General features: G+C 38.8%; 14 protein-coding genes. 4 read left to right on the forward strand and 10 right to left on the reverse strand.

Annotated elements, in window-relative coordinates; genetic code table 11:
• Positions 1-11 precede the first annotated feature (11 nt).
• Positions 12-1,508, reverse strand: a complete 1,497-nt coding sequence (locus tag EI546_RS10945; protein WP_128250579.1) for a GH3 auxin-responsive promoter family protein — start codon at positions 1,506-1,508, stop codon at positions 12-14.
• A 6-nt stretch (positions 1,509-1,514) separates the two neighbouring features.
• Positions 1,515-2,378 carry a M23 family metallopeptidase gene (locus EI546_RS10950; RefSeq protein ID WP_128250580.1) on the reverse strand — a complete coding sequence of 288 codons (864 nt, stop codon included), beginning with the start codon at positions 2,376-2,378 and terminating at the stop codon, positions 1,515-1,517.
• A 118-nt stretch (positions 2,379-2,496) separates the two neighbouring features.
• Between EI546_RS10950 and EI546_RS10955 the strand changes: the two genes are divergently transcribed.
• Complete coding sequence (locus EI546_RS10955) at positions 2,497-2,685, forward strand: Sec-independent protein translocase subunit TatA/TatB (protein WP_128250581.1); 189 nt, start codon at positions 2,497-2,499, stop codon at positions 2,683-2,685.
• A 174-nt stretch (positions 2,686-2,859) separates the two neighbouring features.
• On the opposite strand, the gene EI546_RS10960 is transcribed toward EI546_RS10955, so the two are convergent.
• The 3 genes from EI546_RS10960 to EI546_RS10970 form a co-directional block, all read right to left on the reverse strand.
• Positions 2,860-3,837: a DUF4837 family protein gene (locus EI546_RS10960; RefSeq protein ID WP_128250582.1), complete on the reverse strand. Its 978-nt coding sequence runs from the start codon at positions 3,835-3,837 to the stop codon at positions 2,860-2,862.
• A 19-nt stretch (positions 3,838-3,856) separates the two neighbouring features.
• Complete coding sequence (locus EI546_RS10965) at positions 3,857-5,425, reverse strand: LysM peptidoglycan-binding domain-containing protein (protein ID WP_128250583.1); 1,569 nt, start codon at positions 5,423-5,425, stop codon at positions 3,857-3,859.
• Between the two features lie 186 nt (positions 5,426-5,611).
• Positions 5,612-6,796: a phosphoglycerate kinase gene (locus tag EI546_RS10970; protein ID WP_128250584.1), complete on the reverse strand. Its 1,185-nt coding sequence runs from the start codon at positions 6,794-6,796 to the stop codon at positions 5,612-5,614.
• 305 nt (positions 6,797-7,101) lie between these two features.
• Here EI546_RS10970 and EI546_RS10975 point away from each other — a divergent pair, with 305 nt between their 5' ends.
• Positions 7,102-8,250 (forward strand): DNA polymerase III subunit, encoded by a 1,149-nt coding sequence (locus EI546_RS10975; RefSeq protein WP_128250585.1) that lies wholly within the window; start codon positions 7,102-7,104, stop codon positions 8,248-8,250.
• 149 nt (positions 8,251-8,399) lie between these two features.
• Here the strand turns inward: EI546_RS10975 and EI546_RS10980 are convergent, their stop codons facing one another.
• From EI546_RS10980 to EI546_RS10995, 4 genes are all read right to left on the reverse strand, one after another.
• Positions 8,400-9,242: a class I SAM-dependent methyltransferase gene (locus EI546_RS10980; RefSeq protein WP_317127421.1), complete on the reverse strand. Its 843-nt coding sequence runs from the start codon at positions 9,240-9,242 to the stop codon at positions 8,400-8,402.
• 57 nt (positions 9,243-9,299) lie between these two features.
• Positions 9,300-11,171 carry a tRNA uridine-5-carboxymethylaminomethyl(34) synthesis enzyme MnmG gene (mnmG, locus tag EI546_RS10985; RefSeq protein WP_128251597.1) on the reverse strand — a complete coding sequence of 624 codons (1,872 nt, stop codon included), beginning with the start codon at positions 11,169-11,171 and terminating at the stop codon, positions 9,300-9,302.
• A gap of 100 nt (positions 11,172-11,271) precedes the next feature.
• Entirely contained in the window at positions 11,272-11,700 is a 429-nt protein-coding gene (gene ybeY / locus EI546_RS10990; RefSeq protein ID WP_128250587.1) for an rRNA maturation RNase YbeY, read from the reverse strand.
• Positions 11,693-15,073: a DUF4175 family protein gene (locus EI546_RS10995; RefSeq protein WP_128250588.1), complete on the reverse strand. Its 3,381-nt coding sequence runs from the start codon at positions 15,071-15,073 to the stop codon at positions 11,693-11,695. Before EI546_RS10995 ends, ybeY begins: the two co-directional genes overlap by 8 nt.
• A 790-nt stretch (positions 15,074-15,863) precedes the next feature.
• Between EI546_RS10995 and gltX the strand changes: the two genes are divergently transcribed.
• Positions 15,864-17,381 carry a glutamate--tRNA ligase gene (gltX, locus tag EI546_RS11000; RefSeq protein ID WP_128250589.1) on the forward strand — a complete coding sequence of 506 codons (1,518 nt, stop codon included), beginning with the start codon at positions 15,864-15,866 and terminating at the stop codon, positions 17,379-17,381.
• 393 nt (positions 17,382-17,774) lie between these two features.
• Complete coding sequence (locus EI546_RS11005; RefSeq protein WP_128250590.1) at positions 17,775-18,770, forward strand: SPFH domain-containing protein; 996 nt, start codon at positions 17,775-17,777, stop codon at positions 18,768-18,770.
• 57 nt (positions 18,771-18,827) lie between these two features.
• Here EI546_RS11005 and EI546_RS11010 read toward each other — a convergent pair whose 3' ends face one another.
• A complete protein-coding gene (locus EI546_RS11010) occupies positions 18,828-19,193 on the reverse strand; it encodes a hypothetical protein (protein ID WP_240673099.1) in 366 nt (121 codons plus the stop codon).
• Between the last annotated feature and the right edge of the window lie 12 nt (positions 19,194-19,205).

The raw sequence follows: 19,205 nt of genomic DNA on the forward strand, positions 1-19,205 counted from the left end.
TACTATTAATTTTAAGGCTGAATCTGGATCAAGGCATCTGCTATTTTACGATCGTTGGAAAGTCGGGCCACCTTATTTTGGCCCCCCAATTTCCCTTGTGACTTCATAAATTTATGGAAACTATCTTTTTTAAGTGGATTTATCTTCAAGGGTTGAAGTACTTTTCCTACAATCAGATCGTAATAATAAGAATTCTGTTTCTGCATTTCTTGATCCAAAAATTCAGATAACTTTTGAATATTTTCTGGCTCTTGTTCAAACTCAACCAGCCATTCATGATAGGGTAGTCCCCCATTTTGAGGAGTAATTTGAGGAGCTACAGTAAACTCAGAAATAGAAAAGCCGAATTTCGCAATGGCCTTGTTCATCGCTTCTTCTACCTCTTTGCCTATTACGTGTTCCCCAAAGGCGGAAATAAAGTGCTTAATCCGTCCAGAAACAATTACACGATAAGGTGCAAGGGAAGTAAACTGTACCGTATCGCCTAAATTGTAAGCCCAAAGACCAGCATTTGTGGAAATAATCATTACATAGTTTACCCCGAGCTCCACTTCTCCGATAGTGATGCGTTTTGCATCTTCCTCAAAGAAAGAGTTTGCCTCAATAAATTCATAAAAAATCCCTGAATTTAAAAGCAATAACATTCCCTTTTGTTTCTGGCTATCCTGAAAGGCGAAAAATCCTTCGCTCGCGGGGAATAGCTCAATACTATCGACTTTTCTTCCAATTAGATTTTCAAATTTTGATCGGTAGGGTTCATAGTTTACTCCTCCATAAATGAACAAATTAAAATTCTTAAAGAGATCGCCGACCTTTTTACCCGTTCGTTGTTGAAGTTTTTCAAAATACATCTGTACCCAAGACGGGATGCCGCTGATTACAGTCATATTTTCATCTTTCGTTTCGTCTACAATAGCATCTACCTTTGTTTCCCAATCTTCAATACAGTTGGTCTCCCAGCTTGGAAGTCGGTTTTTTTGGAGATAGGAGGGAACGTAGTGGGCGACAATACCTGATAATCGACCCACTTTAATCCCATTCTTTTCACTCATTTCAGGACTTCCCTGCAAAAAGATCATTTTTCCATTGACAAAATCCGCCTTTCCTGTTTCGTGGATATAGCATAAAATGGCATTTCGCGCCGCTTCAATATGGAATGGCATGGATTCCTTGGTGAGAGGTATATATTTTGCTCCAGAAGTTGTGCCAGAGGTTTTGGCAAAATAAATTGGTTTGCCTGGCCATAATACATTCTCTTTACCGGCAACAACCTGTTCAACGTATGGTTTTAATTCTTCATAATCCCGAACTGGCACTCTTTCAGTAAAATTCTTAAAGCTTTTGATATCATCGAATCCGTGATCTTTTCCGAAGGCAGTATTTTTTGCTTCTGAAATTAACTTATCAAAAACCTTCTGCTGAGTTTCCACCGGCTTTTCAGACCATTGATTTATCTGACTTACGATAACCTTGGCGAATATTTTTGCTGAAAAGGATTTTACGGACATACGCTATTAATCAAAATCAATATAACTTGTTGGGTTAACCGGAATTCCATCGCGCCATAGTTCAAAGTGCAAATGCGGGCCCGTGGTGAGTTCTCCCGTGCTTCCCACTGTAGCAATGACTTCCCCACCCTTCACCAATTCTCCTTCTCCCTTAGTTAACATTGCGTTATGTTTATAAACCGAGATTAGGTTGTTATTATGTTTGAGAATAATAACATTTCCGGTTTGGGCCGTCCATTCGGCAAAGATAACGGTACCGTCCGCTATGGCTTTTACCGGCGCATCCTTGGCAGTAACAATATCAACGGCGTAATGCTTGGTTTTGCTGTCATAAGGCGAGGAGATGGTGCCATTTACGGGAGAAAACAAAGTATATTGTTGATCGCGGATACCAATTAATGGATTGTATTTATCTTCTTGTAAAACTTGGTCTCGTAACAGCGAATCCCTTCTGGATGTTCGTACTAGAACCGAAGGATCGGTTTTGGCAAGCTCGATAATGGAATCCTTATTAAATTCTACTGTTTTTACATCTCCGGTCAATACTTTCTTTATTGATGCCAGATATTGTTCATTAAGGTCGATAATGCGCTGTAGTGAGTCGGTTTTGTAAACTAGCGTTGTCGCCCTGCGTTTTAGGTTAGTAGAGGAGTAGCCAGGAATATATTCCCGCAGCGGAGTAAAAGCGATAATTATAGTTGTCGTCAATATTAAAAACAAGGCAAAAAGAGTACTGAACACAAAAACATTAAGCCTGTTGAGCTTAAATGAAAACCGTTCCTCAAAGGTTTCTTCATTTAGAATTACCAAGCGGTATTTGTGCAACAGTTTCTTTCTGAATCTCTTGACTGGTTTTTCCTTCTTTACCATTAGCTGAAAAGCTTTTTTACAAATATAAATTAAACTCAATCCTTAAACACTAAAGTCTAGCTCAAAACGTTATATCTAAACAATTCTTGCTACCTTTGCAAGATTAAATAACAAACTAATGAGTGCATTATTCCTTCCCTTAGCTATTGGCCCTTGGCAGATTGCTTTAATCGTTATTATTGTATTGTTGCTTTTCGGTGGAAAGAAAATCCCTGAACTGATGCGTGGTCTAGGAAGTGGTCTTAAAGAATTCAAGGATGCTTCCAAAGATGAAACAACCGACAAAAAGATAGATGAGAATAAATAAGATTTATTCTTTATAATATAGAAATCCCCATTCAGATAATGTTTGGGGATTTTTTTTAAAATTAATTTGACTCGAAATATCCGAGACTCATCATCATTCTTGATAGAGTAGGGAAGAAGGGAAGTAAATATACTAGGATTAATCTTCCAATATGAATATTTTTCTCACAGTTTTTTAATGAATTTTGGCAGATTCCAAAATAGATTCCAGTTCAAATTGGAGGTCTCGTTTTCTGGCAGCGGGAGCGTATGTAAACCCTTCTAAAATTAGATATCGATTGTTCTTTTCATCCCGAACTGCAAAGTTTAGAAATGGACCCCCCATATATGCATCTTTAACCTCCCAAGTGCCTTTGGTTAGATATGCGAAATGTCCGTCAAGCTTTGTTTTGAAGAGGTAAGGAGCATAGGCACCCTCCGTAATGAAAATTCCTTCATCTTCCACAGGCAGCAACTTGCTTCCGATGGAATCTCTTATTTTTATAATATCACCTACTGCCGAACTATCATTTTTAATAAAATCCAAGGGAGCTTCATATACCAAAATATTTGTTGTGCCATCTTTAAGATCCTTTCTATACCAGAAAAAACTATCCGTAGCTTTGGCCAACCTATATGCAGAAGGTATTTTAAGACTAACGCCCATCACTTTTTTTAAGGAATCTGTCTTTAAAAGGGAAATCTCCGTTCTTCGCTGTCTCTCGGCAATCTCACTTTTGTGGAAAGCTTCTATAATTTTTGGGGCATTCTCATTGATTAAATTGACCAATTCCTCCTCAGTACTCCCCTTAATAATTGCTCCCGTCTGAGGTCTCGCATATTCATTTTTCGCCATTTTTACGGAATTGGAGTCATTTAGGACCACATAGAGAAAGATCCTATTGCTCCTGGCAAAACCCGTAAAACTTTCAGGTTGCATCTGGTTAATTGAAAACAACGGCTCGTCCTGTGGAAGTCCGTCGGTAGGAGCGGCAAAATTATTACGGATCGCTTCTCCCACAATACCATTCCATAAGTCATTAGGGACAATGACTTGCAGTGCATTGATGTTTCCTACGGAGCTAGGTACAAGGGATTTATCGCGTTTCCCGTTTTCGCTACAGGAGGACAATACTACTATAAAGGCAAGTAGCACAAAATAAAGTGGCTTCATCTAAAGGATGTTTTTGGAACTATCCCTTATGAATTTTGAGTGTAGTTCCAGGTTTTAAGTTAGTACCACTAATATCGTTCCATTTTTTGATATTCTGAACCGAAACTCCTGGAAATTTTTGGGAAATACTCCAAAGAGAGTCGCCATTGCGGACAGTATAAGTTTTTTCTGATGTGGCATTGCTCTTTACGGGGCTATTTGAGGCGATTTCCTGACCTGTACTACGAGGATATATAATCAGACTCTGTCCAACCTTTACATTTGAATTACGCAATCCGTTCCACTGCTTTATCTGATTAACGCCTACCCCGTACTTGGTTGCGATTTTTCCGAGAAAATCACCGCTCTTAACACGATAGCGGATTTTTGAAGGTTGCTCATAAAGTTCAGGAGCTGCCTTATCTGTTTCTTCACTTTCTTGTTCCACAAAAGCATAAATGGCTTCTTCGTTATTCACAAATGTTCCCACGGCAGTAATAGGAAGGCGCAACACATAATTTTCATCCTTCACCACTGGGATTATCCCCAATTTATAGGAAGGATTTAAAAACTGAAGTTCTTCCATATCCAGGTTGGTAAGTTTTGCAACCTGCTCCAGGGTAATTTGACGCTTTATTTTAATGGTGTCTGTGGCCACATAAGGAATTCTGGACGGTTGTTTTTCGAAGCCGTGTTCCTTGGCATATTCAAAGATGTACATTGTTGCCAGGAACGCAGGTACATATCCCGCGGTTTCACGTGGAAGATAACTTCTTAAATTCCAGTAATTGGTTTTTCCTCCAGAACGACGTATTGCTTTGGAAACATTTCCCGGGCCGGAATTGTATGCCGCAAGGGCTAAATCCCAATCATTAAAACTTTCATTTAAACTTTTAAGGTATTTACAAGCTGCTTCCGTTGCCATAATGGGGTCGGATCGTTCATCAACATAGGAGCTTACATCCAGTCCAAACATTTTACCGGTGGCAAACATAAATTGCCAAAGACCCGTAGCACCCACTCTGGAACGAGCTTGAGGATTCAAGGCCGATTCTATTACGGCAAGATATTTCAATTCCAAAGGCAGGTGATGTTTGTCCAATTCGGCCTCAAACATTGGAAAGTAATATTCACTAAGACCCATTAAACGCTGCAAACTTCCTCTTCGGTTTTTAAGATATTGTTTTATTACACTTTCTAATGCTTCATTGTATTCCACTTTAAATGGGGTACGTGCATCCAATTCCTTTAACCTCTTTTTTAATAATTCGGTAGGAAGCTCGGTATACTCCACCTTTTCGTAATTCTGGTTTACTACGCTGTTATAGATATCATCAAACAAATCGGATTTATAGATTTCCTTTAACCAGAGACTATCCTTCTCTCGGGCAACAGCTATATCTTGAAGATTATAAACTAGGCTATCCTTTAACTTCGTGGCAACCACCGTTGAGGGCAAATCGTCTGTAAATTGGGTTACCTTTATTGAATCAATAACCTTAACTTTCTTGGTTGGAAGGGTCTTTGATGATTTTTTGTTATTCTGGGCAACGCCAATGTTACAAGAGGCTGCCAACAAGACAAAAGGAAGGATTTTTGATAATTTCATCAGACTTTTTCTGGGGTTTTAAAGGTTACCAACAAACGTGCTTCTTCGAAATGTTTGTAAAATTAATATAGGGACGTACGGCGATATAACGTACTTTTTTCAATTTAATTTTTCCAAAAGTAATAATTCTTCGAAAGTAGGCAAATTTTTTACTCAAATAACCTGTAAACCAGATATTTAACATTTTTACTCCAATGCCTTAATCCCCGGTAATGTTTTTCCTTCCAGCATTTCGATCATTGCGCCACCTCCAGTACTAACATAACTTACCTTATCTGACAGACCAAACTCTTGCACCGCAGCCACAGAATCGCCTCCTCCAACTAAGGAAAATGCGCCGTTTTTTGTAGCCTTGGCAATACTTTCACCTAAGGATTTCGTGCCTTGGGAAAATTTATCCATTTCGAAAACGCCAACAGGACCATTCCAAAGAATAGTTTTTGAATCGGCAATTACATCCGCAAATATCTTGTTAGTTTCTGGACCGGCATCCAGGCCCATCCACCCGGTGGGAATATTGTTTATCTGGCTGGTCTGAGTTTTGGCCTCATTTGAAAAACTATCCGCAATAATAGCATCAACGGGCAAATGCACGGATACATTTTTCTTTTTAGCCATCTTTAATATGTCCAGAGCAACATCTTGTTTATCTTCTTCCACAAGAGAGTCTCCCACATTGCCTCCTTGCGCCTTTATAAAGGTAAATGCCATACCACCACCTATGATCAAATGATCAATGGCATCTAGAATACTTTCCAAAACGGTAATTTTTGAAGAAACTTTTGCACCTCCAATTATTGCTGTAACCGGTTTCTTATTGTCATTCAAAACCTTTTTAATGCTTTCAATCTCTGACGCCAGCAATAATCCGAAACATTTGTCCTTCGGAAAAAACTGGGCAATAATAGCAGTAGAAGCGTGTGCGCGATGGGCCGTACCAAAGGCATCATTCACATAAATATCTCCAAGTTTGGAAAGTTTTTCGGCAAAATCAACATCTCCTTTAGTTTCTTCTGGATGATAGCGAAGATTTTCCAGTAGCAAAACTTCGCCCCGCTTCAAATCGGCCACCGCGGCTTCTGCTTTCGGTCCAATGCATTCATCGACAAATTTCACCTTTACTCCAAGAATTTCGGATAATGAAGGTACAATATGGCGGAGAGAAAATTCCTCTTCATTATCCTTAGGTCTGCCAAGATGTGACATTAAAATACAACTTCCACCATCTTCAAGAATTTTGATAATGGTAGGTTTGGCAGCTCTGATTCTGGTATCGTCCGTTACTTTATGGTCATCATTAAGAGGGACATTGAAATCCACCCGAATTAGTGCCTTTTTACCTTTAAAATCTATGTCATTTACAGTTTTCATGGTCGTTAATTTTATTCTGCAAAGATAGTTTTTTGATAATTAATGCATAACGAATTCAGGAAACAAGACGGAAGGGGATCATGAGACAGGACTAAGGGCCTGACAGCGAAGGGGACATGAATCAATCATCTGAAAATCCGATATCCCATCACCCGTCATCCGTCTTTAAGCGCCCAAAATCCATTACCCCCTCATCAGTCTATCTATTACCGACTACAGACTACCGTCTGAACTAAGGGAGAGGAAATGAGCAAGAACATAAAAATATGCTGTATTATAGCTAAAAAATTTGATTATTTTTGCGAATGGATTTTTCAGAAGTCATCGGGAATCAACACCTAAAGTCCCACCTTATAAAAACGGTTGCCAATGGCCGTATACCACACGCCCAATTATTTAGTGGGAATAATGGTAGTGGATTGTTGCCAATGGCTCTTGCTTATGCTTCGGAATTGTTATGTAGGCAATTTGAAAAAGACAGTCCCGAATATATTCAGTGCAAAAACAAGGTTTCTCGCCTTATTCATCCCGATCTTCATTTTGTTTTTCCAGTAAATACGAATGATGAGGTAAAAAAGAATGCTGTATCTGATAACTATGCAGAGGCCTGGCGGAATTTTGTGTTAGATAATCCTTATGGATCTCTATTCGAATGGCTCCAGAGCATTGGAATTGAAAATAAACAAGGAAATATCAGTAAATTTGAAGCTGAGCAAATATCAAAGAAACTTTCGCTTAAATCCTTTGAGGGTGGTTATAAAGTAATGATAATTTGGATGGCGGAGCACATGAATATTGAATGTTCCAACAAAATCCTAAAGTTAATAGAGGAACCCTCCGATAAAACAGTTTTGCTATTGCTCGCAGAAAAAGAGGGACAAATCATAACAACTATTCACTCCCGCTGCCAAAAATTAAATTTTCCACTGCTTTCTGAAGCCGATATAGCCCAAGGTTTGATGAAAAATGAAGAAATCTCAGAATCACTTTCGGTACAGGTGGCCCGACGCTCTAGGGGAGATTATAATAAAGCCCTTCATTTATTAAATGAAACTGGTGAAGATGAAGTTTTCGAAAAATGGTTTATCGCCTGGGTACGAACGGCATTTAGAGCAAAAGGAAATAAGGGAGCAATAAACAACCTTTTGGACTGGAGCGACGAATTAGCTAAACAAGGGCGCGAAACCCAAAAGAAATTCCTGTCGTATTGTATAGAGATTTTTCGTCAGGCACTGCTTAAAAATTATCAGGCAGATGGCTTACTTTATTTTGAATCTCGGGACAAAAGCTTTTCTCTAACCAAATTTTCTCCTTTCGTTCATCAAAACAATATTTTTGAGATTGCCTCTGCACTTGAAGATGCATCTTACCACATTGAGCGTAACGGTAATGGAAAAATAATCTTTACCGATCTTTCCATTAAATTGACAAGACTTATCCACATATCAGAATGAGTATAAATCAGCTCTATAGCCTGATGCACTTCCAATAGTAATTTTTTATTAAAAACGGCGTAGTTCAATCGCTTTATAGGAGCTAATAAATAATTAGAATGGTTCGGTCTCAAAAAGCCTAAAAATCCTTTATTAGGGGAGAAAAACGCTTATTTGGTTTTACGAAGACAATATATGTGTGAGGAGTATTCCTTGGAACGCTTTGCACTGAAATTCGATTTCAGCCCAATCCAAAATGCGCGAATAGAAAACTTATTCCCACTTTTATATTTTTCTGAAAGAAGACTTACATAAAAGGAATCAAAAATCATAGGTTCGATTCGTTCCAATTCAAAATTTTCTCTAAATAACTTTTCAATCGCTAGTTTGGAAAAATGCCATAAATGTCTTGGGACATCATAGGCAGCCCAGAACTTACCATAATGTGAGGCATCAAAACTTTTAAAATTGGGAACTGCGATAATTAAAGTTCCATTTAATTTCACCAATGAGCTCAGCTTGTTGATAGTTTCCTCTAAATCGGGAATATGCTCAAGAACATGCCAAAGCGTTACTACATCAAATTGTTCCCCTTTAAAATCAGAAAGAGAGTTTTTTAATTCTAAATCCTTTGCCTTTGCCAAAATAGCCGCTTTCGAACTCGGTTCCATTCCTTGAACCTTCCACCCTTTTGAACGAGCGACTTTAAGAAATTCTCCCGTCCCGGCTCCTACATCAAGTAAGGAACCAATGCCAGAATTTTGTTTGAAAATTAAAGAAGTTTTGTTCCTAAGCGACCATTTCTTAACGATCTGATATAAGCCAGCGAGCAGTCCCTTTTTATCATCCGTATGGGAGATATATTCTTCGCTTTCATAGTATTTAATTAGAGCGGAGGCGGGGGGTTGTGGAAATGTTTCCAGTAGATCCATTTTTCGGTTATAAACCAAATCAAAAGATTCTCCTGAAACCAGAAAATCTTTAGTTGTTAGATATTTATCAGAATTAGTCACGATTATTTATAAGGATAATTTAGCTGAAAAATAAATGTTTCACGTGGAACAACTGCCTTAACGCCCCATATAAACGAGAAGAACGGAAACATCATTGGGGGAAACACCACTTATTCTTGATGCTTGCGAAACCGTGACAGGTCTAATTTTCGACAACTTTTCCCGTGCCTCATAGGAAAGTGATTTTAGCTTGGAATAGTCAAAATTGGGTGGGATCTTTAACCCTTCCAATCGATTTAACTTGTCCGCATTATTTTTTTCCTTTTCTATATAACCAGAATACTTCACTTGAATTTCGGCCTGTTGAACAACTTCAGGATCCAATTCGTTCTCTTCTATAAATTGGACAACTGAATCAATTGTTTTCATATCCTCCATGGTGACCTCTGGTCGCGAAAAGAATTTAAACATCTTATCACTTTGTCCTACCAAAGCCGAATTCCGCCTTTGGAAAATCTTATTTATTTCTTCTGCGGGAACGCTGGTATCCTTAAAAAACTGGACAAAATCGGAAGATTTCTTCTCCTTGGTTTCCATTCGTCGCATCCGCGCTTCAGTTGCCAAACCAATTTCATATGACTTCGGAGTAAGACGAAAATCGGCATTATCCTGACGCAATAAGGTTCTATATTCGGCTCTGGAAGTAAACATTCTATAAGGCTCTTCCGTGCCTTTAGTAATCAAATCATCTACTAAAACACCAATATAGGCCTCATCCCTTCTCAGAATAAACGGATCCCTTTCCGCAGAAAGTAAGTGCGCATTAATTCCTGCCATTAAACCTTGGGACGCCGCCTCTTCATAACCAGTAGTACCGTTTATCTGACCGGCAAAAAACAAACCCGAAACCAGTTTGGTTTCTAGAGTGTGCTTTAATTGTGTGGGAGGAAAAAAATCGTATTCAATAGCATATCCTGGACGGAAAAATTTCACATTTTCAAATCCTTCCACCCGACGTAAAGCTTTAAACTGAACATCCTCGGGAAGAGAAGTTGAAAAACCATTTACATAGCATTCCACCGTATCCCACCCTTCCGGCTCAACAAAAATCTGGTGCCTCTCCTTGTCTGCAAAGCGATTAATCTTATCCTCAATAGATGGACAATATCGAGGCCCAAGACTTTGAATTGAACCGTTGAACATAGGAGAACGATCAAAGCCTTCTCTCAATACATCGTGTACCTCCAGACTTGTGTGGGTAATATAACAAGACCGCTGTTTGGTCAATGGTTTGGTCTCATCGGAATAGGAGAATTTCTCAGGATTTTCATCCCCAGCCTGTTCCATCATCTTAGAGAAATCAAGCGAACGTCCATCCACTCTTGGAGGAGTTCCAGTTTTCATCCGACCTGCTTCAAAACCGAGGTCAACCAAATCTTTGGTTATTCCGGTAGCCGCTTTTTCACCAGCGCGACCACCACCAAATTGTTTTTCACCTATATGGATCAAACCGTTCAAAAAGGTACCATTGGTGAGCACTACAGTTTTCCCGAAGATTTCCAACCCTAAAGAAGTTCTTACACCCTTTACAACTCCATTTTCAACAATAATCCCACCAACCATTTCTTGATAGAAATCGAGATTGGGAGTACTCTCCAACTTCAATCTCCAAGCCTCTGCAAACCGCATTCTATCACTTTGGACCCGCGGGCTCCACATTGCGGGTCCTTTGGACATGTTCAGCATCCTAAACTGAATGGCAGTATTATCGGAAATAATCCCACTGTAACCACCCAAGGCATCAATCTCACGCACTATTTGCCCCTTAGCAATTCCACCCATGGCAGGATTGCAACTCATCTGCGCAATGGTTTGTAGATTCATTGTAACCAATAAGGTCTTAGATCCTAAATTGGCAGCGGCAGCCGCAGCTTCAGATCCAGCATGACCGGCACCCACAACAATTACATCATATTCATTTGAAAACATCTCGGTAAAATTAAATTGTTCCACGTGGAACATTACAGTTTGGCGAGCTAGGAAAAAGGATGCAAAACTACGACAATTATCTGAAGTAGAGATAGAAATATCAGTTGGAAAAGTAGGCAAACCCAAGACGCTCTAAAGCGTCATCTTCCTTGGATCGCATTAATTTCTCATCCTCCTTGGACTTATCCTTGTAGCCACAATAGTGAAAAATACCGTGGATCATAACCCTATGAAGCTCCTTCTCGAAGGTAACACCAAACGTGGCAGCATTCTCCTCTACTCTTTCAATGGAAATAAAAATCTCACCATTAACCTGCTTACCCATTCTATAATCAAAACTAATGATGTCGGTTAACGTATCATGACCTAGGAATTCAACATTCAGTTTATGTAGAAATTTATCGTCACAAAAAACATAACTTAATTCTCCAACTTGAAATCCTTCGGAAACAATTGTATCAGATATCCAATCTATTAATTGTAATTGCTCCCGAAGTTCAAACTGTGATTCAAAATTGAATTCAATCATGTGTAGTTTTAAAATAATCCTGGACTTTCTCCTTATAGTCCTGACGCAAAGGTAATGCCTCCCGATTTAAAATTTCGATGGAATTAAAGTATTTTTTTATCTCCTCGGGGCTAAGCGTCGATTTGGGATTAAAGATTTTCCTATTGGTTTGGGATTCTCTTCTACTCTCCTGTCCTTGTTCCCGAACCGCCTCATCCAATTTTAAAAGTTCATATTTAAGATTCAGCATTTGCCGAAGAGTGCCTTTGTTGAAACCCTTGTCGAGTAACTGCTGTTCGATTCCTTCCATTTTCTTGAGCAAGTTACTTCCATTACCCTTGATTCCTTCTTTGTTCAACCTATCCTGCAACTGTTGACGAAGTTCTTGCTGTTCTTTATATATCTCAAATAATTCTCCATCCATCATTTCATTATCACTACCTCCCGAATTACCCTGTTTGTTGCCATCCTTTCCTTTTCCTCCATCGTCTCCCTTACCATCCTTATCTCCCTCTTTACCTTCCGATCCTTCCCCTTCACCTTCCCCTTCACCGGATTTTCCGCCCTGTTTCATGCCCTCCTCCATCTTCTCATTAAGTCCTTCCTGTTTTTTAATAATGTCTGGCAGTTGGAATCCCTCGCCACCTCCCTTACCTGGGGACGGCATCCCTTTTCCAGATCCGGAACCGGCGGCCATTTGCATCTGCATTTGCATATTGCCCAAAAGTTCGTCTAACAAGACCGCCAAATCATTGGAGCTCTTCATTGTATATTGCTGATTACCAATACCTTGCCGAACGTTATTCTGAGCTAATCGCTCCAAGGCTTTATCTATATTGTACTGAACTTCAGTAATTGCGGAATTTATTTGATTTCCTAATAACGGCTGTCGCAACGATAGAGCAAACAAACTATCGTCAACGTGTTCAAAGTTAATCTTAAGTTCCTGTTGAACATTCAATTTTTTCCCATAGATGGGATTTCCATATTGGATTTCCTTGAAGGTTTCCATCAGCTCCTCTTGTCTAAAGGAAAACACAACGAGATTATCCAAAATCTGTCTCAGCATTTTTACATCCTCATCCAAGGTCTCCATTTGGCCGGACATCATCTGCTGTTGCATCTTCTGCCCCATCTCTTTCATCTTCTTTCCGGCCTTTTTTTGATTATCAGAAGCACCCTTGGAATCCTTTTTCTCCAACTTATCCGTTGCCTTCTCTTGCTCCTTATCAACCTCTTCTTCCCCACCTTTATCATCTGGAATATCAAGAGGTTTTTTTAAGGTCTCATTTTCCTTTTTCAGCTCCTCCATTTCCTCCTTTATTTTATCAAAGGCATCATTAAGTTCTTCTTGTGTTTCTTTGGTATTATCCTCCTCAGATTTCTGGGAAAGTTCTTCCTGTTTCTCTCCTAACTTATAAAGCTCGTCGGCAAGTTTTTCGGCTTTCTTTTCTACATAATATCTCTTCGTAAGTTCAACTAACTGCTCAAGATTTTTTTCCTGATTCTTATTCTGCTTGGATAATTTCTCCAATTTTTCGGTCAATTCCTCCTTATTGATTTTCTCTTGAAGTTTCTGAAGTTCTTCCAATAACTTTTCATTCTCCTGTAGTCTTTCCTCGTTTTCATCTAAACGCTTTTCCAGTTGTTCCTTAAACGGATCCTTGTCTTGGTTTTCTGGTTGGAAATTCTGCAGATCATCTTTAAGCTTTTTTGAAAAGTCCTTCATTATATCCTCTTGCCGCTGTTGTCTCTGGATAAAATTCTCAAGTTTCTTTTTATCATTATAATTCAACTCATTTTTTTCCTTTTGCGTCCGCGAAATCTCCTCTAACATCTGCTTGCTATCTTTCATTTCTTCCAAGGACTTGTCGAGCCCCTGAATAGCTTTTTGCTGATTTTGAAGTTGCTCATCCTGCAATTCATCCGAAGTGAGTTTTCGGAAGGAATACATTCCCGATTTGGACGATTTGAAATTATGTAGGGCATCATTATCAAACACTTCAAAGTAATACTCATAGGAAACCCCATCCTTTAGTTCCAAATTACCAGGAAATACAAATGTAAATTGATCGAAATTAGATTTGTTTACCGTTAAAGGTTCAAAATTAGGGCTATTCTCTTCTCCCGAAGGATAATATACCAACTGGAGTTTGGTAAGGCCATAATCATCTGAAACCCTACCCAGGAAAAATACTCGTTGGCTATCCGTGCTATCCACTTTGGATTGGACATCGATTTCCGGAAATTGATCTTTAACTACATTTAAGGTAAACGATAAATTTTCATAATCCTTCAAATTTTCATTAGAAGTGGTTATAGCATAATCAAATTTGTTATAGATATTTCTTTCAAACTTAAAATTCTCATCTTTTAAATTAAATGAAAAAGTAGTATCCGCTGTTTTCAACGCCACCCTATCGGTATTTTTCGCTACTACCTGCCACTTCACATTAGTACCTTCCGGGATCGTTGCATTTCCTGTTCCCTTCAAGGTTTCATCCGCTTTGCTGGTATAGGCTGGATAGTTTAGAACCAGTTCAAAATTCAAAAGGGATGGAGTTTTTACAACGTCCAATAAATAATTCCTAGATTTAACCTTATTCGCCCTAAAACTGAAATCAAACGGATCTGTAGGTTGTGGAAAAGTGTATTCAAACCTTCCCGGGCCGTTTTGCTGCATATAATAGGATTCTCCATTAAAAAGGATACTGGCATTTTCTGGAATTGATGTTCCCTCCGTTCGAACTTGCAACTTAAACGGTATGCCTTCAATAGCGTTTAAGTCATCATTCATAATAATAAACGAGAAAGGAGCTGGAGGCTCAAATGCCATATCGTAATGCACCACTCGCGTATAACTACTGGAAAAGATGTCCCTTCCGCCAAGAACGGTAAATAGTATAAATACCAAAACCGGAATAGCGGCATATTTAAGATATTTTGCATTCTTCTTAAAATTGACCGCACTTTGGAAAGGAACCGGTTGGAGTTCGGCAGCCTTTTGGTCGATACTGGCGGCAAGTAATTCGCTTTCCTGACGGTTTTGGTTTAGTTGGATTACATTTAATAACTTGTCGCTAACCTCGGGAAAATGATTGCCAATAATCCGTGAAGCATCTTCATAATCAATTCCCTTTCTGAATTTGAACAGACGCGCCAGAGGAAAAGCGATAAATCGAGAAAATAAGGCCAACTCAACAACTACAAAGGCCCAAAAAAGTAAACGTCTGCCAAAAGAACTAAGCCAGAGAAAATATTCAACGAGCAGGGTCAATAATAGATAGAGCAACCCGATGGCAAAAAAGAGGATAGCTCCCCTAATTAGCTCATTTGTATAGTATTTTTTAATAAAAGCCTCCAGCTTCTGCTGGATAGAACTAAAACTGCTCATTTAAACTTAAAATTTCTTTAGGATCTTAAACGGTTTACTATTACTCCCATTCCTTCGAATTTAAAACCCGTAAATTACAATCTTATTTTATGATTCTGCATAAAATCCTCAAAGTATAAGTAGTAGGATGGTAAAATACAAAACCTATTAATTATTAGCTACCTAATAGGTGTTTTGTAAAAGGTAAAATTACTTGATTCAAGCAGATAAATGTAAAGTTTTCCTATTCATTTGATAATTGAATAAATAAAGCAAACTTCCCAAAAACGGTAAAAATAAAATGAATAACAGCCATGCAAATAATACTATCCCTAATTCGCTTTTAAATAAGAGAAAAAGAGATGTAATTAACAGCGCCAAATAGAGTGCGCCAATTCCCAAGATTACGTACGGGCCAATAGCAGCGAAGTATATCATCTAAAATATTTTAAAAAATTATAATATGAAGCAAAACTCTTGTAGTTTAAATCTTACTCTTCCAAGATAACCATTTAATTCTAATTCAAATCGGTATGAACTGAAATTTCGATAACCTTTCTTTGAATTTCTACAAATTCAATAAAAAATATTGGTGTATTCGTGCTCATACACTAGAATTCAATTTCTTGATAATCTCAGGGTTTACGCGGATTATGCAAAATTTTTCAAGGCCATTTTAAACAACCGCAATAACCTTCTCCCGAAACTTAGTTAATTTCGGGACCAAAAACAATTAAAAAAGCTTGCAATTCTTTAAGGGGAAGACTTCATTCAGAATTGTATCTTTGCAACCCCAATAAAATCAAAATTCATGTCTCAAAAAGTACGGGTACGTTTTGCCCCTAGTCCCACTGGACCGCTTCATATAGGAGGTGTTCGCACAGCCTTGTTCAATTATTTATTTGCCAAAAAGCACGGTGGTGATTTTTTACTCCGGATTGAAGATACCGATCAAAACCGTTTTGTAGAAGGGGCAGAGGAATATATCATGGAAGCCTTAAATTGGTTAAACATTCCCTATGACGAAGGTATTGGGAAGGAAGCTGGGATGGGTCCTTACCGCCAGAGCGAGCGAAAAGAACTTTATAGGGAATATGCAGATGCCCTGATCGAATCGGGGAATGCCTATTATGCCTTTGACACCCCGGAAGAACTTGATGCACATAGAAAGGATCACGAAGCAAAAGGAAAAACATTTATCTACAATTGGCACAACCGTCTAAAGTTGAAGAACTCCCTTACCATTTCTTCGGAAGAAACGGAGCAGAAAATTGCAAGTGGCGAGGAATATGTGATTCGGTTTAAATCGCCTGAAGAGGAAACCCTCCACTTAAAAGATATTATCCGTGGGGAAATGCAGGTTGAAACCAATATTTTGGATGACAAGGTGCTTTTTAAAAGTGATGGCATGCCTACTTACCATTTGGCCAATATTGTTGACGATCATTTAATGAAAATCACTCACGTAATACGAGGTGAGGAATGGTTGCCTTCTCTCCCCTTACACATTTTACTTTACCGAGCATTTGGATGGGAAGCTCCTGAATTCGCCCATTTACCGTTAATCTTAAAACCGACGGGCAATGGAAAACTCAGCAAACGGGATGGCGACAAAATGGGCTTTCCGGTATTTCCGCTACAATGGAAAACCAGTGATGGAGATGTGTTTTCGGGATATCGTGAGGATGGTTATTTACCTGAAGCAGTAGTGAATATGCTCGCCTTTTTAGGCTGGAATCCTGGAACCGAACAAGAAATTTTCAGTTTAAATGAATTGGTTCATGATTTCGATTTGGAGCGAGTCCATAAAGCAGGTGCTAAATTCGATCCTGAAAAAACAAAATGGTTCCAGAATCAATATTTTCAAAAGCTTGACAATGAAAAATTAGCTGAAGAATTTAAAGAATTTCTTCAAAAGAAAGACATTTCGACCAAAGACCTCAACATACCAGCGATAGTATCACTCTTAAAAGAACGGGCAACCTTTGTTAGTGATTTATGGGAGCAGGGAAGCTTCTTTTTTGAAGCACCCAAAGACTTCGATGAAAAGGCAGTGAGTAAAGCATTTAAACCAGAAACTCCTGAAATACTTCAAAAAGTGATGGACATTTTGGGAAATTTGGATGTTTTTTCAAGCGAAAAAGTTTCCGAAGCAGTAAAAGGATGGATTACTTCCGAAAATATTGGTTTTGGCAAGGTTATGATGCCACTCCGATTGGCTCTGGTTGGCGAAATGAAGGGACCGGAAGTATTTGATATTATTTCTATTCTTGGAAAGGAGGAGAGTATTTCACGGATTAGGAGAGCGGTGGAGTTTATGGGTAGTTAGTATCCCCGGACCCCCGAAGGGAGAGAAAATTGCTTCTTGTTACCTCGGTGTCCCAGCGGAGTCCCACCCCTAAGGGAAAAATGAAAATTTGTTATTAAATATTTCCTTTTTAACTGTCTGCAATCAAAGTAAGAAAATTGTCAGTCTGAGCCTGTCGAAGACCCTTGCTCAACTGCACTTGGAAAGATTGGGCATATTAGCTGTTTTTTGGCAGTTTGAAAGTAGCTTTTAATTCGTACCTTCAAAAACTTTTTAATAAAAACCTATTGGTTGAATTGTTTCCTTTTAATTATTGAATAATGTCGCACATACCCAAGTTTAAACTTGCAATTGGCAAGTGCGTTCTACTATGAAAAGAAAGAATTACATACAGATTATAAATAAATTTAAATCATGAATGCATACGTAGTTATAGTCCCCTTACTAATAATCGGAATATTTATAGTGCTTTCGGGCATTTTTACGGTGAAACAGCAAACTGCGGCAATAGTCGAACGTTTTGGAAAATTTCACAGTATCCGTCATTCGGGTTTGCAGATAAAGATTCCTATTTTTGATAGGATAGCAGGACGAATCAATTTAAAGATCCAGCAATTGGACGTTATTGTTGAAACCAAAACAAAGGATGATGTATTTGTACGGTTAAAGATTTCGGTTCAGTTTCAAGTATTAAAATCTAAAGTTTATGATGCGTTCTACAAGCTGGAGAGTCCTCATGACCAAATAACTTCCTATGTATTTGATGTGGTACGGGCAGAGGTTCCAAAAATGAAATTGGACGACGTCTTTGAACGAAAGGATGATATCGCAATTGCGGTGAAATCTGAACTTAACGAAGCAATGAGCGAATATGGTTACGATATTATCAAAACCTTGGTTACCGATATCGATCCGGATATCCAGGTTAAAGCGGCGATGAACCGTATTAACGCCGCAGAGCGCGAAAAGGTAGCTGCCGAATATGAAGCGGAAGCAGAGAGGATCAAGATCGTGGCAAAAGCACGTGCCGAGGCGGAAAGCAAGCGTTTGCAAGGGCAAGGTATTGCCGATCAACGTCGTGAAATTGCGCGGGGCTTGGAAGAAAGCGTCGATGTGCTAAACAATGTGGGGATAAACTCACAGGAAGCTTCGGCCTTAATAGTAGTGACACAGCATTACGACACCCTTCAATCTATTGGAGAGGCCACCAACACCAATTTGATTCTCCTGCCAAATTCTCCCCAAGCCGGAAGCAATATGCTGAACGATATGATTGCATCCTTTGTGGCGAGCAACCAAATTGGGGAACAAATGAAAAAGCAAAATGCCGAAAAAGGCATTACCACCAAAAAACGTCCAAAACGTGAAGCTCCGCCAAGAGCAGAAGAAGGTGAGGATCTTAACTATTAGAGAATCAAGTGGGAGTTGAGTCCTATTAATTGCAGGAAGAAGGAAAAAAGAAACTTTCTATTTTTTACGAAGAATAAGAATTTCATCATCCGAAAATTCCATCCAAGCCAGGTCGTAAACGTAATAGTAGGTTTTTCCTTTTGAATTGACGTGAATATGAGTATGATATTTAAAATGGAACTTTTTCTTTTCTACAGCATTTCGATATACTTTTATTTGTGTTTTATTTTCACCCAAAAGTTCCCATAAAATAGCATAATTCCGTTTTAAAAATCCGTTAATTTCGATGGCCGCTTTTTTAGTAGCATAGCGCACATTTTTATGATAGTGGTTTTTACAGCCCACAGAACAAAAAATTTTATCGGTTCGTCCCCGAAGAATTTTCTCGCAAACTTTACAATTCTTCACCATTACTTCACTCATTATGAAACAAAT

Origin of the sequence: Aequorivita sp. H23M31 (assembly GCF_004022485.1) — a bacterium.
Lineage (GTDB): Bacteria > Bacteroidota > Bacteroidia > Flavobacteriales > Flavobacteriaceae > Aequorivita > Aequorivita ciconiae.